Raw genomic sequence first — 18,635 nt, forward strand, 5'->3', positions numbered from 1 at the left:
CACGGTTTATTTGCGCAGCACTTCGCCACCGGCACACAGCAGCGTGGCAGCGACAATCTCGTCGTCACGGTTGATGGCCAGCGCGCCGTCCGGGTCGACGATGAGCTTGAGGAAATCGAGCACGTTGCGCGCATACAGTGCCGATGCGTCGGCCGCCAGCAGCGTGGCCAGATTCGGCTCGCCGATGATGTGCACGCCGTATTTCGTGACGGTCTTGCCGAGTTCGGACAGGGGGCAATTGCCGCCCTGCTCGACGGCCATGTCGACGATGACCGAACCCGGCTTCATGGCTTTCACGGTGTCTTCGCTGATCAGGATCGGCGCCTTGCGGCCGGGGATCAGTGCCGTCGTGATGATGATGTCGGCCAGCTTGGCGCGCTCGTGGACCAGTTCGGCCTGACGGCGCATCCAGTCGGGCGGCATCGCGCGGGCGTAACCGCCGGCACCTTGGGCGATTTCTCTTTCTTCATCGGTGATGTACGGCACATCCAGGAATTTCGCGCCGAGCGACTCGACCTGTTCCTTGACGGGAGGCCGCACATCGGACGCTTCGATCACCGCACCAAGGCGCTTCGCAGTCGCGATTGCCTGCAGGCCGGCAACACCGACCCCCATGATCAGCATGCGTGCGGCCTTGACGGTACCGGCCGCCGTCATCAACATCGGCATGAAACGCTGATACGTATTGGCAGCCAGCAGCACGGCCTTGTAACCGGCGATGTTGGCCTGCGAGGACAGCACATCCATCGATTGCGCGCGCGTGATGCGCGGCGCGGCTTCGAGCGCGAAGGCGACCAGTCCGTGCGCAGCCATGGCGGCGGTGTTGTCGGCATCGAACGGATTGAGCATGCCGATGACGACCGTGCCGGTCTTGAGCAACGGCAGTTCGGTGGCAGATGGCGCACGCACTTTCAGGACCATCTCGGCCGCGAACGCATCAACGGCGGTGCCGATGGTAGCGCCAGCGGTCAGGTAGGCGTCATCGGTGACGCTGGCATTGATACCGGCGCCAGCTTGCACGACGACGGTATGTTTGGCGGCGATCAATTTCTTGACGGTCTCGGGGGTGGCGGCAACGCGGGTTTCTCCCTGCCGCGTTTCGGCGGGTATGCCGATTCTCATGAGCTTCTCCAAAGAAATTAACTAACTGAATTTGAGTTGCAGGATAACCCAGCCGAAGAAAATTCAACCTCTGCTGTTTTTCCTTGCTAAAAACGCTGTGACCGATGGAAGACCAGCGCCGGACAATACCGCCTGAAAAAATCTGTGCTCAACGATTCGCCGGCACGGACTTGCAAAAAAGGTAGCTGATTCTGCCGTTTTTTTCATGAATCGCCAAATGCTTGCTAAAAAAAACTTGTGCGCGAATAAACCCGCTGGAATTCCGTATAAGCAACATACCTCCATGCAAAACCATAAGTTAACCGGATCAGGCACCAACAGGCTTTTGCCGCACGGTAGAATGTTGCCACTTTGAAGGGAAGACCTATGTCCGATATCTGGAAACCATCCGTGACTGTCGCTGCAATTATTGAGCGCAATGGCCAGTTCCTGATGGTCGAAGAAGAGACCAGCGACGGCATCCGCTTCAACCAGCCGGCCGGCCATCTCGACCAGCACGAATCCCTCGCGCAGGCTGTAGTAAGAGAGACCCTCGAAGAAACCGCCCACGATTTCACGCCCACCGCTCTGGTGGGCTTTTACATGGCGCGCTACCTGTCGGTACGCACCAATATCGATGTCACCTACTTGCGCTTTACCTTCTGCGGGGACGTCGGGGCGTCCTATGACCAGCCGCTGGATCACGGCATCATCCGTACGCTATGGATGACTTATGACGAACTGGTTGCCACCCGCGACCTGCATCGCAGCGATATCGTGCTGCGCTGCGTCGATGATTATCTGGCAGGCAAGCGCATACCGCTGTCATTGCTGTACAGTGCTCCCTCGATTTTCGGAGAACTGAATGGGTAAGAAAAAAGTAGTGATCGGCTTGTCCGGCGGCGTCGACTCCTCGGTCTCGGCCGCGTTGCTCAAAGAACAGGGCTATGAAGTGATCGGCCTGTTCATGAAAAACTGGGAAGACGACGACGATTCCGAGTATTGCTCGACCCGCCAGGACTGGATCGACGCGGTCAGCGTGGCTGACGTCCTGGGCATCGATATCGAAGCCGTCAATTTTGCGGCTGAGTACAAGGACCGGGTGTTTGCCGAATTCCTGCGCGAATACCAGGCCGGCCGTACGCCGAATCCGGATGTGCTGTGCAACGCCGAGATCAAGTTCAAGGCATTTCTCGACCATGCGATGCATCTCGGTGCCGACCTGATCGCCACCGGTCATTACGCCCGCGTACGCCCGTCCGCCAGCGCAGAAGGTCGCTTTGAATTGCTCAAAGCGATCGATCACACCAAGGACCAGAGCTACTTCCTGCATCGCCTGAACCAGGCGCAGCTGTCAAAGACGCTGTTCCCGCTCGGCGAGATTCGCAAGACCGAGGTCCGCAAAATTGCCGAACAGCTGGGCTTGCCGAACGCGACCAAAAAGGATTCGACCGGCATCTGCTTCATCGGAGAGCGCCCTTTCCGCGAATTCCTGAACGGCTACCTGTCATACCAGCCAGGGCCAATGAAAACACCGGAAGGCGATATCGTCGGCGAGCACGTGGGCCTGAGTTTTTATACGCTGGGCCAGCGCAAGGGCATTGGTATCGGCGGCAAGAAAGCCCACCAGAATGTCGATGGCAACAGCGACGCCTGGTATGTCGCCCGCAAGGACATGACGAACAATATTTTGTATGTGGTGCAGGGGCATGACCATCCGTGGCTGCTGTCGTCGGGGCTGGAGGCGTCGCAGTTGAGCTGGATCGCGGGTGACGCACCGGGTGATGGCGCGCTGACTGCCAAGACGCGCTATCGGCAAGCGGATGTTGATTGCGCGTTGGCGATGCTGGACGTGCAACGGATGCAGGTGGGATTTACAGCGCATCAGTGGGCTGTGACACCGGGACAGTCGGCGGTGCTGTATCAGGGGGACGTTTGTTTGGGGGGGGGAATCATTACGGTTCCGCTGGGTGAGGCGGCGGTCACCTGATGGTGGTTAAAGTCTGATTGCGATACCGGATGCTGCTGCGAGGGTTTGATAATTTTGGAACGCAGGACACTACCTTGCCACCCAATTAATGTTCGCTGTTAGAACACCTTCATACCACTGGCACAATTCAGGAGAAAAATCATGAGCGCACCCAAAATACCACCAGGCAAAAAAACCCACACCGATAACGATCCACCACCCCCAAAGAAGCAAGACAAGCCTGACGGCGACCCAACTGCAACAAAGCCTGATACAAGCTCGTCGTCAACATCAACCACTTCTTTGATGGATAGCGTGAATTCCGCGATTGCGAATGCGCCGGACGATACTATTCGCCAAAATCTCATGAATTATCAAAATCGGGTCCTTGATCAATACAATAATCATCAGATCTCGGAGTCGCAATTCCGAGCAGAGGAAGCGAGGATACTCGACCAATTCTCGAAAGATGGCGATAGTAGCCGTGACATTGGTGGTTAAATCAGAAAGTAAATACCCTCAGCCGGTAATGGATCCGCACACCGGACACTGACCGCACAGGCGTGGCCCGTCACGGACCACGCCGGCAAACATCTGTTTGACGTTACCGAAGTTCAGCCGGAAACCAAGCGCCGGCGACACTACAACGATTAAACTTCCCTCGCCAATTTCTCTGCAATCCCGATGTAATTCGACGGCGTCATTGCCAGCAACAGCTCTTTCGCCTCCTGCGGAATCGCCAGCCCGATGATGAACTCGCGCAGCGCGTCCTTCGAAATACCCTTGCCGCGCGTGAGCTCCTTCAACTGCTCATACGCATTCTCGACCGCATAGCGCCGCATCACGGTCTGCACCGGCTCGGCCAGCACTTCCCAGGTGGCTTCCAGATCTTCGGCCAGCCGTGCCGGATTGACTTCCAGCTTGTTCAGTCCGCGCAGGCAGCTGTCGTAGGCCAGTATCGTGTAGCCGAATGCGACACCGATATTGCGCAGTACGGTCGAATCGGTCAGGTCGCGCTGGAAGCGCGAGATCGGCAGTTTTTCCGACATGTGTTTCAGCATCGCATTGGCCAGGCCAAGGTTGCCTTCGGAGTTTTCGAAATCGATCGGATTGACCTTGTGCGGCATCGTCGACGAACCGATCTCGCCGGCTTTCAGGCGCTGCTTGAAGTAGCCGACCGAAATGTAGCCCCACAGGTCGCGATTCAGGTCCAGCAGGATGGTGTTGGTACGGCTAATGGCATCGAACAGTTCGGCCATGTAGTCGTGCGGTTCGATCTGGATCGTGTACGGGTTGTACGTCAGGCCGAGGCGCTGCTCGATGACGTTGCGCGAAAAGTTTTCCCAGTCAAAATCCGGATAGGCCGACAGATGCGCATTGTAGTTACCGACCGCACCATTCATCTTGCCCAGGATCTCGACCGCAGCAATGCGCTGTTCCGCGCGACGCAGACGGGCCACGACATTGGCGATTTCCTTGCCGAGCGTGGTCGGGCTGGCGGGCTGGCCGTGGGTGCGCGAGAGCATCGGCAGCGCCGCATTCTGATGTGCCAACTCGGTCAATTTGGCGATCACTGCCTGCAGCGCAGGCAACACCACTTCATTGCGCGCGGCCTTGAGCATCATGCCGTGCGAGGTATTGTTGATGTCTTCCGAGGTGCAGGCAAAGTGAATGAATTCGGACGCCGTGACCAGTTCCGGCACATCCTTGACCTGCTCCTTGAGCCAGTATTCGACCGCTTTCACATCGTGGTTGGTGACCGCTTCGATGGCCTTGATACGGGCGGCATCGGTCTCGCTGAAGTCGCTGGCGAGCTTGTCGAGCAAGGCGCTGGCCGCTGGCGAGAACGGCGTGATTTCACTGAAACCAGCTTGCGCCAGCGCCTGTAACCATGAGATCTCGACTTTCACGCGGTGATGCATGAAACCGGTTTCCGACAGGATTGGGCGGAGTGCATCGGTTTTGGTGGCGTAGCGACCATCGAGCGGGGACAGTGCGGAAAGTGGGGACAAAGGCATGATGGACGCTCGGCTGACAAAAATGGGAAGGCCGGATTTTACCATCCGTGGCGTGCGACTTCGTCATAAAGCAAGACTCTCGGCTTGCTATCGTTGAGAACAAGCGGCGCCATGCGCGAGGCTGATTGACGCCCAGCGACGCGGATTGACGTGCCGGCATCCAGGCGATAACTTCCACCATTTTTGTCGCCTGGACTACAAAGTCCAACCTGCATCACCATTGACAACCCCGTTCTTCCGGCCAAAAAGCCGATGCTATAATCCGCCAAAATTCACCCGCAAAGTCACCATGAAACTCATCGGCTCCACCACCAGTCCCTACGTTAGAAAAGTCCGTGTCGTCATGACGGAAAAGAAGCTCGATTACACGCTGGTGCTGGAGGATGTCTGGGCTGCCGACAGCACCATCCTTGCCAGCAATCCGCTGGGCAAAGTCCCTTGCCTGATGATGGAAGATGGCGGTGCGATGTTCGATTCGCGCGTTATCGTCGAATACATCGACACGCTCACGCCGGTATGCAAGCTGATTCCGGCGCAGGGCCGTGAGCGTGCCGAGGTCAAATGCTGGGAAGCGCTGGCCGATGGCGTCTGCGATGCGGCGATACTGGTGCGGCTGGAAAAATTGCTGCGCCCGGAAGCCCGGCAAAGCCAGGACTGGATAGACCGGCAATGGCTGAAGGTCCACGCGGGATTGAAAGCGATGTCGACCGGTCTGGCCGAGACGGCGTTTTGTAACGGCAACCAGTACACGCTGGCCGATGTGGCGGTGTGCTGCACGCTGGGCTGGCTGCTGTTCCGCTTTCCCGAACTCGACTGGCGAACTGACTATGCCAATCTGGCAAAACTGTATGACAAGGTGGCCGAGCGGCCTTCGTTCAAAGAAACACAGCCGCAATAGCACCCTGCCAACTAACCAGCGCACGTAAAAAATCCTCCGGAACCGCAAGGTCCCGGAGGATTTTTTCATGCTGCATGCAAGTTGCGCGGTCAGACCACCGCGCCACCCGTTTCATCTTTTTCCTTGATCGGCTTGATCAGGTCTTCGCGCTTGATACCGAGCCACATGGCGACCGCAGCCGCCACGAACACCGACGAATAAATACCGAAACAAATACCAATCGTCAGCGCCACCGCAAAGTAGTGCAGCGACGGACCGCCAAATACCAGCATCGACAGCACCATCAACTGGGTCGAGCCGTGCGTGATGACGGTACGCGAGATCGTGCTGGTGATCGCGCTGTCGATGACCTCGACTACCGAGGTCTTGCGCTGCGAACGGAAGTTTTCACGGATACGGTCAAACACCACCACCGATTCATTCACCGAATACCCCAGTACGGCCAGCACGGCTGCCAGCACCGTCAGTGAAAACTCCCACTGGAAGAACGCAAAGAAGCCCAGGATGATGATCACGTCATGCAGGTTGGCGATGATCGCCGAGACGGCGTATTTCCACTCGAACCGGATCGCCAGGTAAATCATGATCCCGAGGATCACCATGCCCAGCGCGGTCAGGCCGTTCTGCGCCAGTTCCTCACCCACCTGCGGTCCGACATACTCGACGCGGCGCAGCTCGACGGTAGCATCCCGTGCTTTCAGCGCTTCCAGCACCTTGCCGCTTTGCTGCGCCGTATTGACACCCTTTTGCGCCGGCAAGCGGATCATCACATCCTGCGCCGTGCCGAAGTTCTGGATCTGGTTGTCGGTATAACCGAGGCCTTCAACGGTCTTGCGGATATCTTCGATATTGGCCGGATTCTTGTACGACACTTCGATCAGCGTGCCGCCCTTGAACTCGATCGAAAAATGCAGGCCGTTATAGAACAGGAAGAACACGGCAGCGACAAACGTCAATGCCGAGATCGCGTTGAAAACCAACGCATGCCGCATGAACGGAATGGTTTTCTTGATGCGGAATAATTCCATTACAGCTCCTTCTTTTCTGGGGTCGGCTTCCAGATCTGGCCGATCGACAGGCTGGTGAGTTTTTTGCGACGACCGTACCAGAGGTTGGCCAGCCCGCGCGAGACGAACACGGACGAGAAGATCGAGGTCATGATGCCCAGGCAATGCACCACAGCGAACCCGCGGATCGGACCGGAACCAAAAATCAGCAAGGCCAGTCCGGCGATCATGGTCGTCACGTTCGAGTCGATGATGGTGGCCCAGGCCCGATCGAAACCGATCGTGATGGCCGCCTGCGGCGAGTTGCCGGCGCGAAGTTCTTCACGAATACGCTCATTGATCAGCACGTTGGCATCGATCGCCATACCCAGCGTCAGGGCGATGGCGGCAATGCCCGGCAGCGTCAGTGTGGCTTGCAGCGTCGACAGCATCGCGACCAGCAGCAACAGGTTGACCGACAAGGCCACCACGCTGAAGACGCCGAACAGCATGTAATAAATGATCATGAACACTGCGATCGCGGCAAAACCGTACTGGGTCGAATGGAAACCTTTGGCGATGTTCTCGGCCCCGAGTTGCGGCCCGATCGTGCGTTCTTCGACAAAGTCCATCGGTGCGGCCAGCGAACCGGCGCGCAACAGCAGTGACAGGTCGCCGGCAGCTTCGGGCGAACCCATGCCGGTAATCTGGAAGCGCGCGCCGAGTTCATCGCGAATGGTAGCCACGGTCAGGACTTCGCCCTTGCCTTTTTCAAACAGGACGATGGCCATCGACTTGCCGACCCGGTCGCGGGTGGCGTCGCGCATCTTGCGACCACCGTCACCATTGAGGTCGATCCCGACCGCTGGTTGCTGGTTCTGGTCGAAGCTGGCGCTGGCGCTGGAAATATAGTCACCGGTGATGATCGGATCTTTGTACAGCACCACGGGCACGCCCTTGCCGACCTTGAACAGCTCGGAATTGAACGGGATGGCGGCAGTTTCTTCGGTGCCGCGACTGATCGATTCGTCGACCATGCGCACTTCCAGCGTGGCCTGGCGGCCGATGATGTCCTTGGCCCGGCTGACGTCCTGCACACCCGGCAATTGCACCACGATGCGGTCGGCACCCTGGCGCTGAATGATCGGTTCGGCTACGCCCAGTTCATTCACGCGACGGCCGAGGGTGGCGATGTTCTGGTTGACCGCATCGTCCTGCGCGGTTTTCAATGCGGCTTCTTTCAGCGTGATGACCAGCTTCGGGTCGGTGCCCTCGACGCCATCCGTGAGCAGGATGTCCGGCAATTGCGACGCCAGGATTTCCCTGGATTTTTCACGTGAGTCGACATCGCGATACAGCACTTCGATGGCGTTACCATTGCGGCTGATGCCGGCATGGCGGATGCCCTTGTCGCGCAGCAGGCTGCGCACGCCACTCTGCAATCCCTGCAGGCGCTTGGTCAGCACCGCGCGGGTATCGACCTGCAACAGGAAATGCACGCCACCGCGCAGGTCGAGCCCGAGATACATCGGGAACGCATGCAGGCTTTGCAGCCATTGCGGCGTGTTGTGCAGCAGGTTGAAGGCGACCAGGTAGGTCGGGTCAGTCGGATCGGTGTTGAGTTCCTTTTCCAGCAGTGCCTTGGCCTTGAACTGGGTGTCGGGGTCCTTGAAGCGGGCCCGCACCGAGCCATGCGCGCCATTGACTTCGTAGTACAGGCCGGTCGATGGCAGGCCGCCTTTTTGCAGCACGTCCTGGACGCGCGCGAGCACACCGGCTTCGAGCTTGACGGTGGCCTTGCCGCTGCTGATTTGTACGGCCGGTGATTCACCGAAGAAGTTCGGCACCGTGTAGATCACGCCGAAAACCAGCGCGACCACGATGATGATGTATTTCCAGAGAGGATAGCGATTCATGGTTATGCGTTCGACTGCGTTCGAGAGTGGGCGGCATGCGCCGGGGAATGCCAGGTGGGCGTGCAAACGGCGCCGTTGAAGGCGCCGTTGCGAACCTGCTTACATCGCCTTGATGGTGCCTTTTGGCAGCAGCGTGGTAATCGCTGCTTTCTGGACCATGATTTCGGTACCGTTGGCGATTTCGACGGTGACATACGCTTCGGAGACTTTGGTGATCTTGCCGAGGATGCCGCCGGAGGTCACGACTTCATCGTTCTTGGCCAGAGCGTCCATCATCGATTTCTGTTCTTTCTGACGCTTCATCTGTGGACGAATCATCAGGAAATACAGCACCACGAACATCAGGATGATCGGCAGGAAGCTGGTCAGGTTGCTGCTCAGGCCGAGGCCGTCCAGCGGGCTTTGCGCGTAAGCGTTGGTAATGAACAAGGTGAACTCCAGAGGATTGATAAATTGAACGGCATTCTAGCATCGGGGCCGCACGCTTCAGGTGCCGCGTGCACGCCCGGCGTGAAATTGCGCAACGAAGGCCTGAAAGGTGCCCGCGTCGATCGCATCGCGCATGTACTGCATCAGTTGCAGGTAGTAGTGCAGGTTGTGGACCGTGTTCATCCGCGCACCGAGGATTTCGCCGGTGCGCTGCAGGTGATGCAGGTAAGCGCGCGAGAAATTGCGGCAGGCGTAGCAGCTGCAGGTCTCGTCCAGCGGACGGGTATCGTCCTTGTGCTTGGCGTTGCGGATCTTGATGTCGCCGAAGCGCGTGAACAGCCAGCCATTGCGCGCATTGCGGGTAGGCATGACGCAATCGAACATGTCGATGCCGTTGGCCACGCCGGCGACCAGGTCTTCCGGCGTGCCGACGCCCATCAGGTAATGCGGCTTGTTGGCCGGCAGTTTCGGGCCAACGTGTGCCAGTACCCGCATCATGTCTTCCTTCGGCTCACCCACCGACAGGCCGCCGATGGCGATGCCGCCAAAATCGATTTCATTGAGACCGGCCAGCGACTCGTCACGCAGGTGCTCGAACATGCCGCCCTGAACGATGCCGAACAGCGCGTTGGGGTTCTCGCCGTCGACGAATTCATTGTGCGAACGCCTGGCCCAGCGCAGCGACATGCGCATCGACGCTGCCGCTTCCGCATCGGTAGCCGGACGACCGTCGATTTCGTAAGGCGTGCATTCGTCGAACTGCATGACGATGTCCGAATTCAGGGCGCGCTGGATCTGCATCGAGATTTCCGGCGACAGGAACAATTTATCGCCATTGATCGGCGACGAGAATTTGACGCCCTCTTCGCTGATCTTGCGCATCGCGCCCAGTGAGAAGACCTGGAAACCGCCGGAGTCGGTCAGGATGGGTTTGTCCCAGCCCATGAACTTGTGCAGCCCGCCAAACTTGGCGATGACCTCGATACCGGGACGCAGCCACAGGTGGAAGGTATTGCCGAGGATAACCTGGGCATTGATCTCCAGCAGCTCCAGCGGCGACATCGCCTTGACCGAGCCGTAGGTACCGACCGGCATGAATATCGGGGTTTCGATCACGCCATGGTTGAGCGTGATCTGGCCGCGTCGTGCATGGCCATCGGTTTTCAGGAGTTTGAAATCAATCATGATCGGTACAGGTAAGGAACATCGCGTCGCCGTAACTGAAGAACCGGTACTGCTGCGCAATCGCGTGGGCATACGCAGCACGAATCGCCGCATAACCGGCGAAGGCAGAGACCAGCATCAGCAGGGTCGACTTGGGTAAATGGAAATTGGTGATCAGTCGCGTGACGGTCTTGAAGCGATAGCCGGGCGTGATGAACAGGCGGGTATCGGCACTGCCGGCGACCAGTTCGCCCGATTGCGAGGCGGACTCCAGTGCCCGCATGCTGGTGGTACCAACGGCGACCACGTCGCGTCCGGCGGCACGGGTTTCGCGCACCGCATCGACGGTCGCCGCCGGCAGCGTGTACCACTCGCTGTGCATCGCGTGTTCGGCCAGCACTTCGGTGCGTACCGGCTGGAAGGTGCCGGCACCGACATGCAGCGTGACGAAGGCAAAACGGATACCGCGTGCGCTCAGCTGATCCAGCAGCGCCTGATCGAAATGCAGTCCGGCAGTGGGCGCGGCGACAGCGCCGGGTTCGCGCGCATAGACGGTCTGGTAGCGGGTTTCGTCGAAGGCATCGGCGGCATGGTCGATGTACGGCGGCAGCGGCAGGCGGCCGTAGGTCTCGATCAGTTCGAACACATCGCTCGGAAACGTCAGCGTAAAAAATTCGCCGGCACGCGGGCCGACCGTGACATCGAATGCATCGGCAAGCCGCACCACACTGCCGGCCACTGGCGACTTCGACGAGCGGATTTGCGCATGGACAGTGTGTGCATCAAGCACGCGTTCGATCAGCACCTCGACTTTGCCGCCGCTGTGCTTGTGCCCGAAAAAGCGTGCCTTCAGCACGCGCGTGTCATTGAACACCAGCAGGTCGCCGGGTGTGAGAAGGTCAATCAGGTCGGTAAAATGACGGTCCACCAGAGCGTCGCCATCAAGATGCAAAAGACGTGAGGCACTGCGCTGGACCAGCGGATGCTGCGCGATCAGGGCTTGCGGAAGATCAAAATCAAAATCGGAAAGTGAATACATGCGTGGAAGTGGTTTCGAATCGGGTCGGGAACTGCTAAGGTTGCGGAGATTTCCTGCGATCACCGCAGGCGAGCAACCCGCCATTTTACGCTGAGCCGACTCTTTGACGCCTGATCTACCTGCTCCATTGCAAAAGCCTGCCGCAACCACCGTTGCCAGCCGCGCTGCCGCCAAAACGCCTGCCAAAAAAATCGAAGACAAACTGGCACGACTTGGACTGCGCACCGACATGGATCTGGTGCTGCACCTGCCGATGCGCTACGAAGACGAAACCTTTGTCGTGCCGATCCGCGATGCCTCGTTCATGGGCGGCCAGTCGGTCCAGATCGAAGGACTGGTCACCGCCTGTGAAGTGCAATACAAACCGCGCCGCCAGCTCGTTGTCACCCTGGCCGATGACACCGGTCAGGCCACCCTGCGCTTCCTGAATTTTTATGGCAGCCAGTTAAAGCAGATGGCCGAGGGCAACCGGGTCCGCGCACGCGGGGAATTGCGGCATGGATTTTTCGGACCGGAGATGGTCCACCCGATTTACAAGATGGTACTGGAAGGTGCGCCCTTGCCGGTCGCGCTGACGCCGGTGTATCCCAGCGGCGAAGGCTTGCCGCAAACGTATTTGCGCAAGGCGATTGCCAGTGCGCTGGGGCGACTCGCCTGGCGCGATACCTTGTCGCCGGCATTGCGGGACACGTATTCCCTGATGCCGTTTGAAGACGCCGTCCGCCTGCTGCACAACCCGCCGCCGGAGACCGACGAAGGCGCCCTCGCCGACCGCTCGCATCCGGCCTGGGTGCGCATGAAATTCGATGAGTTGCTGGCCCAGCAGTTATCCTTGAAACGCGCGCAAGTGGCACGCCGCGCCAAGGGTGCCGCGGCGTTGCCGGTGATCGGTGCGTTGTCGCAGGCGTTCCAGCAAGGCCTGCCGTTTGCGCTGACCGGCGCGCAGCAACGCGTGCTGGATGAGGTGCGGCGTGACTTGCTGGCCGGCTTTCCGATGCAGCGCCTGCTGCAAGGTGACGTCGGCAGCGGCAAGACCGTGGTCGCGGCACTGGCGGCAGCGCAGGCCATCGACAGCGGTTTCCAGGCAGTGCTGATGGCGCCGACCGAAATCCTGGCCGACCAGCATTTCCGCAAGATCGCGGGCTGGATGGAACCGCTCGGCATCGAGGTCGTGTGGCTGACTGGCAGTCTGAAGAAAAAAGACAAGCTCGACGCCAAGCAGCGCATCGAATCCGGTGCGGCACAACTGATCATCGGCACCCACGCGCTGATTCAGGACGATGTCGTGTTTGCCAGACTCGGGCTGGTGATCGTCGACGAGCAGCACCGCTTCGGCGTCGGTCAACGCCTGACGCTGCGCAACAAGGGACTCGGATTGAGCGATGGCATCGACCCGACGCAGATCGTGCCGCATCAACTGATGATGTCAGCCACGCCGATTCCGCGCACGCTGGCGATGACCTATTACGCCGACCTCGAAGTCTCGGTGATCGACGAACTGCCGCCGGGCCGCACACCGATCGTGACCCGCGTGATCGACCAGAACCGCCGCGACGAAGTCATCGGGCGGGTCCATGCCGCGACGCTGGAAGGACGCCAGGCCTACTGGGTCTGCCCGCTGATCGAAGAATCCGAAGCACTGCAATTGCAGACCGCCACCGACACCCACGCCACCCTCTCGGCCGCCCTGCCCGACTTGCAGGTCGGCCTGGTCCACGGTCGCCTCAAACCACAGGAAAAACAGGCCGTGATGGACGCCTTCACCCGCGCCGAGATCCAGGTGCTGGTTGCCACCACCGTCATCGAAGTCGGGGTCGATGTGCCGAATGCGTCGCTGATGGTGATCGAACATGCGGAGCGTTTCGGGCTGTCGCAGCTGCACCAGCTGCGCGGCCGGGTCGGACGCGGCAGTGCTGCCAGCGTCTGCCTGCTGCTATACCAGAGCCCGCTCGGCCAGATCGCCAAACAGCGCCTGGCCATCATGCGCGAAACCACCGACGGTTTTGAAATCGCTCGCCGGGATTTACAGATTCGCGGGCCGGGCGAGTTTCTGGGGGCGCGGCAATCTGGGCAGGCGATGCTGCGGTTTGCGGATCTGGAGACGGATCAGTGGCTGGTGGAGCAGGCGCGGACGGTGGCGCTGGCGTTGCTGCGGGATGATGCGGTGACGGTGGAGATGCATCTGGCGCGGTGGTTGGGGGCGAAGGAGGAATTTTTGAAAGTGTAGTGGCGGGGAGATGTGAGAGACTGTTGCGCGGATGCTGTGGCGCGAACCAGGTGTCGTAGGTTGGGCTGCGAAGCCCAACGTGCGTTGAGCTTCCTGTGCGGTTGGAGGTGCGCCGTCTGCGTTCTGCGGTAACTAAAACGGGTTGTGCTCCGATGAGGCAAGCCGGGTGCGGCCCGGCAGTGTCGTAGGTTGGGCTGCGAAGCCCAACGTGCGTCAAGCTGCCTGTGCGGTTGGAGGTGCACCGTCTGCGTTCTGCGGTAGCTAAAACGGGTTGCGCTCCGTTGAGGCAAGCCGGGTGCGGCCCGGCAGTGTCGTAGGTTGGGCTGCGAAGCCCAACGTGCGTCAAGCTTCCTGCGCGGTTGGAGGTGCGCCGTCTGCGTTCTGCGGTAGCTAAAACGGTTGCGCTCCGTGGAGCCAAGCCGGGTGCGGCCCGGCAGCCGCTCACTTTTTTTGCTTCGCCAAATAAAGTAAGCAAAAAAAGGCGACCGCTAGACCGCTGCCCTGCGGGTTCCCAAATACCGCGCCCGGTCAGGGGGAGACCCGCAAACTCGCTGCGCTCAGACAGTGCGGGCCTCTGATCCCCTGCCCGGACACGGTATTTGGCAGCGGCCTTTTATGCGGAATTCAAGGTCAAGACCAAGCCCAGCCTTGGTATTTGAATGATGGTCTTGCTCGCTTTGCGCGAGGAGGACTGCTGGTAAAAGCTTTGTAGGTTTTGGTTTTGGTTTTGAACTTGATATTGGCGAGCAAGCGTTCTCGCGCAAAGCGAGCCTGACCATCAACTAATTACCAAGGCTGGGCTTGGTCTTGACCTTGAATTCCGCGTAAAAAGGCCGCTGCCAAAAACGGGGTACGGCAAGAGGATAAGAGGCCCGCACTGTCTGAGGTGTAGCAGGGGTTTCGGATCGCATGCGATCCGCCTGCGGAACGGGATCCGCTTGCAAGCGGATCTGCGCCCTGCAAGGGCAGCGAGTTTGCGGGCCTCCCTCTTGACGTATCCCGTTTTTGGGAACCCGAAGGGCAGCGGTCTTGCGGTCGCCTTTTTCTTGGTTACTGCTTTTTGGCGAAGCAAAAAGAAGTGACCGGCTGCCGGGCCGCCCCCGGCTTGCATCAACGGAGCGCAACCCGTTTTAGCTACCGACGACCGCACGCCGTGGCGACCTACAAGGCAGCTTGACGCATGTTGGGCTTCGCAGCCCAACCTACAAAACTGCTTTTTGGCGAAGCAAAAAAAGTGAGCGGCTGCCGGGCCGCACCCGGCTTGCATCAACGGAGCGCACCCCGTTTTAGCTACCGCAGAAGGCAGACGGCAGCCGGCGGACGGCCAACCGCCAAGGAAACTTGACGCATGTTGGGCTTCGCAGCCCAACCTACAACCCGTGCAGCACGATCACATGCAACCGATAACCCTCCGCGACGAGAATAAACCCGACCCTATGACCCTCACCGAACTCAAATACATCGTCGCCGTATCCCGCCAAAAGCACTTCGGCCACGCCGCCGAAGCCTGCTTCGTGGCCCAACCCACGCTCTCGGTCGCCATCAAGAAGCTCGAAGACGAGCTCGGCGTGATCATCTTCGAGCGCGGCGGCAGCGAGATTTCCATGACGCCACTAGGCGCACAAATTTGCGCACAAGCAGAGCACGTGCTGGAACAAACCGCCGCCATCAAGGAAATCGCCAAGCAGAACAAGGACCCGCTAGCTGGTCCGTTCCGGCTCGGGATCATCTACACGATCGCGCCGTATCTGTTGCCATCACTGGTACGCACCATGATCGAAACCGTGCCGCAGATGCCGCTGATCCTGCAGGAGCAGTTCACGGTGCGCCTGCTGGAAATGATCCGTCAGGGCGAACTCGATGCGGCGATCATTGCGCTGCCATTCAACGAGAGCGGCCTGACCGTGCAACCGCTGTACGACGAACCGTTCGTGGTGGCACTGCCAGCCCATCATCCGTGGGCCGAACGCAGCGCCATTTCAGCCGAAGAGCTGAAGACCGAGAACATGCTGCTGCTCGGTAGCGGCCATTGCTTTCGCGATCAGGTGCTGGAAGTCTGTCCCGAGATGGCGCGCTTTTCGACCGGCAGCGATGGCATTGCCCGCACCTTCGAAGGCTCGTCGCTCGAAACCATCCGCCACATGGTCGCCTCGGGGATCGGCATCACAGTCTTGCCGAAAGCGTCGGTACCCGACATGCAGGCCGCCGATGGCATGCTGCGCTATGTGCCGCTGGCCCCTCCGGTGCCGTCGCGCCGGGTCGTGATCGCCTGGCGCAAGAGCTTCACGCGACCTGCCGCCATCGAGGCCATCTGCGCCGCCGTGTTGCGCTGCGACTTGCATGGCGTGACGATGCTGCCCAACGAGCCCACTACCGAAAGCTGAACCGTGAACCGATTGACGCTGTACGTTCGCCTGGTCCGGCTCGACAAGCCGATCGGCATTCTGCTGTTGCTATGGCCGACGCTGGCGGCGTTGTGGCTCGCATCGGAAGGCACACCGGACTGGTCGCTGGTGCTGATCTTTACGCTCGGTACCGTGCTGATGCGCTCGGCCGGTTGCGCAATCAATGACTATGCCGATCGCGATATCGACAAGCACGTCAAGCGCACCGCGCAGCGACCGATCACCAGCGGCCAGATCACACCGCGCGAAGCGCTGGTGGTCGCGGCCGTGCTGGCGCTGCTGTCCTTCGCCTTGATCCTGCCGTTGAATGCGCTGACCCGACAGCTCTCGATCGCCGCCGTGCTGATCGCCGGCAGCTATCCGTACTTCAAGCGCTTCTTTGCGATTCCGCAGGCGTATCTGGGGATTGCATTCGGTTTCGGGATTCCGATGGCGTATGCGGCCACCCTCAATACCGTGCCGACGGAAGCCTGGGTGCTGCTGATCGGGAATGTGTTCTGGGCGGTGGCGTACGACACCGAATATGCGATGGTCGACCGCGATGATGATCTGAAAATTGGTATCCGCACCTCGGCGATTACCTTCGGGCACTTCGATGTCGCAGCGGTCATGTTGTGCTACGCGGTGAGCCTGTTGCTGTTTTTTGCGGTCGGCTGGCAGCACGGATTGCGCGGCTGGTTCAGCGCCGGCGTGCTGGTCGCAGCCGCATGCGCCGTGTATCACTACACGCTGATCCGCGAGCGCGAGCGGATGCGCTGCTTTGCGGCATTTCGTCATAACAACTGGCTGGGCGCCGCGCTGTTTGCCGGACTGGCGCTGGATTACCTGCTGGCGTGATGCCTGATCAGACTGCTCCCAGCTCCTCGCCCAAGGCCTTGCCACGCGCTGCCGCAGCGGTCATGCCGTCGATGATGGCCTGCTTGACGCCATCGGCTTCCATGCTGGTCAGCGCGGCGTAAGTGGTGCCGCCCTTGGAGGTGACTTTTTCACGTAGCAGGCCGATCGGGTCGGGCGATTGCGCGGCCAGTTGCGTGGCACCTGCGAAGGTGGCCAGCGCCAGCGTCTTGCCCTGCTCGGCGGTCAGGCCGAGTTGTTCTGCGGCCTGCTGCATCGCTTCCAGAAAATAAAACACGTATGCCGGTCCGCTGCCCGACACCGCAGTGACCGCATCGATCAATGCTTCGTCGTCGAGCCAGAGCGTGGCACCGACCGCCTTCAGGATCGCGTCGGCGGCGTCGCGCTGCTCGGGTGACACGCCCGCACTGGCCACCATCCCGGTAATGCCCCGGGCAATCAGCGCCGGGGTGTTGGGCATGCAGCGCACGATGGCGCCGTGGCCGTTCAACCAACGCGACAGATCGGCCGAGCGGATACCGGCAGCGATCGAGATGACCAGCTGACCATTCAGGTGCGGCGCCAGCTGGGCTGCGACTTCCTTCATCTGCTGCGGCTTGACTGCCAGCAGGATCACGTTGCTGGCAGCCAGCCGGGCGTCGATCTGCGTGGCGGTGGTGACGCCGAATTGTTGCGCCAGTTGCTGTAGCGCGGCCGGGTTCGGGTCGACTACATGGATAGTGGCTGAAGCTGCAGCGCCTGCGGTCAATCCACCAATCAGGGCCATGGCCATATTACCGCCACCAATAAAGCTCAGTCTAAGGTCATTCTGCATAAGTTCTTGTTCCAAAAATGGCGGTGCCTACCCGCACGATGGTGGCGCCTTCGGCGATCGCCGCCGGCAAATCGGACGACATGCCCATGGACAACGTATCGAGGTCCAGGCCAGCGGCACGGCATTGATCGAACAGGTCGTGCAACTGGCGAAATGCCAGGCGCTGCTCGGCGACCACGGAGGTCGGCTCCGGAATCGCCATCAAGCCGCGCAGGCGCAGCCGGGGCATCGCGGCGATGGCATGCGCTACGGCGAGCGCTTCGCTGGCCGGCACACCGCTCTTGCTGGCTTCGCCGCTGATATTGACTTGCAGGCAGATGTTGAGCGGGGGCAACTTCTCAGGACGCTGGTCGGAAAGACGACGGGCAATTTTTTCACGTTCGACCGAATGGACCCAATCGAAGGATTCGGCGATCGGCCGCGTCTTGTTGCTCTGGATCGGGCCGATGAAGTGCCATTCGAGCGCCAGGTCGGGCCGGGTCGCGCGCACCACGGCGATCTTGTCGAGCGCTTCCTGCAGGTAGTTTTCACCGAAAGCGCGTTGCCCGGCAGCGGCGGCCTCCAGCACGGCAGAAACCGCGAAAGTCTTGGAGACAGCCAGCAGCGACACCGCGTGTGGCTGCCGCGACACGGCCTGCGCGGCAGCGTCGATCGCGCCATGCACGGCTTGCAAGTTGCGGGAAATTAAGGACATAATCAAAACTCTAAAAACGATGCCTTGCAGGAACGTTCTGCAAAAACCTGACCGACCTCACGCGCATCGTTGTCGACGCCACCTGCTCCCTTTTCCGGGTTGGCCAACCAGCAGGATCAA

Annotated in this window: 16 protein-coding genes; 7 read left to right on the forward strand and 9 right to left on the reverse strand. The window is 60.0% G+C overall.

What is annotated here, in order from left to right:
• Window positions 1–6: 6 nt before the first annotated feature.
• Window positions 7–1,122: a Re/Si-specific NAD(P)(+) transhydrogenase subunit alpha gene (locus tag ABD720_RS02230; RefSeq protein ID WP_344761587.1), complete on the reverse strand. Its 1,116-nt coding sequence runs from the start codon at window positions 1,120–1,122 to the stop codon at window positions 7–9.
• Window positions 1,123–1,488: 366 nt separating this feature from the next.
• Between ABD720_RS02230 and ABD720_RS02235 the strand changes: the two genes are divergently transcribed.
• The 3 genes from ABD720_RS02235 to ABD720_RS02245 all read left to right on the forward strand — a co-directional run bounded on the left by ABD720_RS02235 (window position 1,489) and on the right by ABD720_RS02245 (window position 3,571).
• Window positions 1,489–1,974 carry an NUDIX hydrolase gene (locus tag ABD720_RS02235; RefSeq protein WP_344761588.1) on the forward strand — a complete coding sequence of 162 codons (486 nt, stop codon included), beginning with the start codon at window positions 1,489–1,491 and terminating at the stop codon, window positions 1,972–1,974.
• Complete coding sequence (gene mnmA / locus ABD720_RS02240; protein ID WP_344761589.1) at window positions 1,967–3,091, forward strand: tRNA 2-thiouridine(34) synthase MnmA; 1,125 nt, start codon at window positions 1,967–1,969, stop codon at window positions 3,089–3,091. Before ABD720_RS02235 ends, mnmA begins: the two co-directional genes overlap by 8 nt.
• A 141-nt stretch (window positions 3,092–3,232) precedes the next feature.
• A complete protein-coding gene (locus tag ABD720_RS02245; RefSeq protein WP_344761590.1) occupies window positions 3,233–3,571 on the forward strand; it encodes a hypothetical protein in 339 nt (112 codons plus the stop codon).
• A 149-nt stretch (window positions 3,572–3,720) separates the two neighbouring features.
• Here ABD720_RS02245 and purB read toward each other — a convergent pair whose 3' ends face one another.
• On the reverse strand, window positions 3,721–5,088 hold the full coding sequence (purB, locus tag ABD720_RS02250; RefSeq protein ID WP_344761591.1) for an adenylosuccinate lyase: 1,368 nt from the start codon (window positions 5,086–5,088) through the stop codon (window positions 3,721–3,723).
• A gap of 289 nt (window positions 5,089–5,377) precedes the next feature.
• On the opposite strand from purB, the gene ABD720_RS02255 reads away from it, so the two are divergent.
• Entirely contained in the window at window positions 5,378–5,986 is a 609-nt protein-coding gene (locus ABD720_RS02255; RefSeq protein ID WP_344761592.1) for a glutathione S-transferase N-terminal domain-containing protein, read from the forward strand.
• 89 nt (window positions 5,987–6,075) lie between these two features.
• On the opposite strand, the gene secF is transcribed toward ABD720_RS02255, so the two are convergent.
• The 5 genes from secF to queA all read right to left on the reverse strand — a co-directional run bounded on the left by secF (window position 6,076) and on the right by queA (window position 11,520).
• Window positions 6,076–7,014, reverse strand: coding sequence for a protein translocase subunit SecF (secF, locus tag ABD720_RS02260; protein WP_344761593.1), 939 nt, complete (start codon window positions 7,012–7,014; stop codon window positions 6,076–6,078).
• Window positions 7,014–8,888, reverse strand: coding sequence for a protein translocase subunit SecD (gene secD, locus ABD720_RS02265; RefSeq protein WP_344761594.1), 1,875 nt, complete (start codon window positions 8,886–8,888; stop codon window positions 7,014–7,016). Before secD ends, secF begins: the two co-directional genes overlap by 1 nt.
• Before the next feature lie 99 nt (window positions 8,889–8,987).
• A complete protein-coding gene (yajC, locus tag ABD720_RS02270) occupies window positions 8,988–9,317 on the reverse strand; it encodes a preprotein translocase subunit YajC (protein WP_344761595.1) in 330 nt (109 codons plus the stop codon).
• Between the two features lie 57 nt (window positions 9,318–9,374).
• Window positions 9,375–10,502: a tRNA guanosine(34) transglycosylase Tgt gene (gene tgt, locus ABD720_RS02275; RefSeq protein WP_344761596.1), complete on the reverse strand. Its 1,128-nt coding sequence runs from the start codon at window positions 10,500–10,502 to the stop codon at window positions 9,375–9,377.
• Window positions 10,495–11,520: a tRNA preQ1(34) S-adenosylmethionine ribosyltransferase-isomerase QueA gene (queA, locus tag ABD720_RS02280; protein WP_344761597.1), complete on the reverse strand. Its 1,026-nt coding sequence runs from the start codon at window positions 11,518–11,520 to the stop codon at window positions 10,495–10,497. Before queA ends, tgt begins: the two co-directional genes overlap by 8 nt.
• A gap of 127 nt (window positions 11,521–11,647) precedes the next feature.
• Between queA and recG the strand changes: the two genes are divergently transcribed.
• The 3 genes from recG to ubiA all read left to right on the forward strand — a co-directional run bounded on the left by recG (window position 11,648) and on the right by ubiA (window position 16,989).
• Window positions 11,648–13,747, forward strand: a complete 2,100-nt coding sequence (gene recG / locus ABD720_RS02285; RefSeq protein WP_344761598.1) for an ATP-dependent DNA helicase RecG — start codon at window positions 11,648–11,650, stop codon at window positions 13,745–13,747.
• A gap of 1,436 nt (window positions 13,748–15,183) precedes the next feature.
• On the forward strand, window positions 15,184–16,131 hold the full coding sequence (locus ABD720_RS02290; RefSeq protein ID WP_344761599.1) for a hydrogen peroxide-inducible genes activator: 948 nt from the start codon (window positions 15,184–15,186) through the stop codon (window positions 16,129–16,131).
• Between the two features lie 3 nt (window positions 16,132–16,134).
• Complete coding sequence (gene ubiA, locus ABD720_RS02295) at window positions 16,135–16,989, forward strand: 4-hydroxybenzoate octaprenyltransferase (protein WP_344761600.1); 855 nt, start codon at window positions 16,135–16,137, stop codon at window positions 16,987–16,989.
• 7 nt (window positions 16,990–16,996) lie between these two features.
• Here the strand turns inward: ubiA and proC are convergent, their stop codons facing one another.
• Together proC and ABD720_RS02305 are read right to left on the reverse strand one after the other, a co-directional pair.
• Entirely contained in the window at window positions 16,997–17,821 is an 825-nt protein-coding gene (proC, locus tag ABD720_RS02300) for a pyrroline-5-carboxylate reductase (RefSeq protein ID WP_344761601.1), read from the reverse strand.
• Entirely contained in the window at window positions 17,811–18,515 is a 705-nt protein-coding gene (locus tag ABD720_RS02305; RefSeq protein ID WP_344761602.1) for a YggS family pyridoxal phosphate-dependent enzyme, read from the reverse strand. The genes proC and ABD720_RS02305 overlap by 11 nt, the downstream gene beginning before the upstream one ends.
• Between the last annotated feature and the right edge of the window lie 120 nt (window positions 18,516–18,635).

The organism is Actimicrobium antarcticum (genome assembly GCF_039536745.1).
GTDB lineage: Bacteria > Pseudomonadota > Gammaproteobacteria > Burkholderiales > Burkholderiaceae_D > Actimicrobium > Actimicrobium antarcticum.

Coding starts and splice junctions, on each gene's coding strand:
- ABD720_RS02230 (WP_344761587.1), bottom strand. CDS start 1,122: ATGAGAATCGGCATACCCGCCGAAACGCGGCAGGGAGAAACCCGCGTT.
- ABD720_RS02235 (WP_344761588.1), top strand. CDS start 1,489: ATGTCCGATATCTGGAAACCATCCGTGACTGTCGCTGCAATTATTGAG.
- mnmA (WP_344761589.1), top strand. CDS start 1,967: ATGGGTAAGAAAAAAGTAGTGATCGGCTTGTCCGGCGGCGTCGACTCC.
- ABD720_RS02245 (WP_344761590.1), top strand. CDS start 3,233: ATGAGCGCACCCAAAATACCACCAGGCAAAAAAACCCACACCGATAAC.
- purB (WP_344761591.1), bottom strand. CDS start 5,088: ATGCCTTTGTCCCCACTTTCCGCACTGTCCCCGCTCGATGGTCGCTAC.
- ABD720_RS02255 (WP_344761592.1), top strand. CDS start 5,378: ATGAAACTCATCGGCTCCACCACCAGTCCCTACGTTAGAAAAGTCCGT.
- secF (WP_344761593.1), bottom strand. CDS start 7,014: ATGGAATTATTCCGCATCAAGAAAACCATTCCGTTCATGCGGCATGCG.
- secD (WP_344761594.1), bottom strand. CDS start 8,888: ATGAATCGCTATCCTCTCTGGAAATACATCATCATCGTGGTCGCGCTG.
- tgt (WP_344761596.1), bottom strand. CDS start 10,502: ATGATTGATTTCAAACTCCTGAAAACCGATGGCCATGCACGACGCGGC.
- queA (WP_344761597.1), bottom strand. CDS start 11,520: ATGTATTCACTTTCCGATTTTGATTTTGATCTTCCGCAAGCCCTGATC.
- ABD720_RS02290 (WP_344761599.1), top strand. CDS start 15,184: ATGACCCTCACCGAACTCAAATACATCGTCGCCGTATCCCGCCAAAAG.
- proC (WP_344761601.1), bottom strand. CDS start 17,821: ATGCAGAATGACCTTAGACTGAGCTTTATTGGTGGCGGTAATATGGCC.
- ABD720_RS02305 (WP_344761602.1), bottom strand. CDS start 18,515: ATGTCCTTAATTTCCCGCAACTTGCAAGCCGTGCATGGCGCGATCGAC.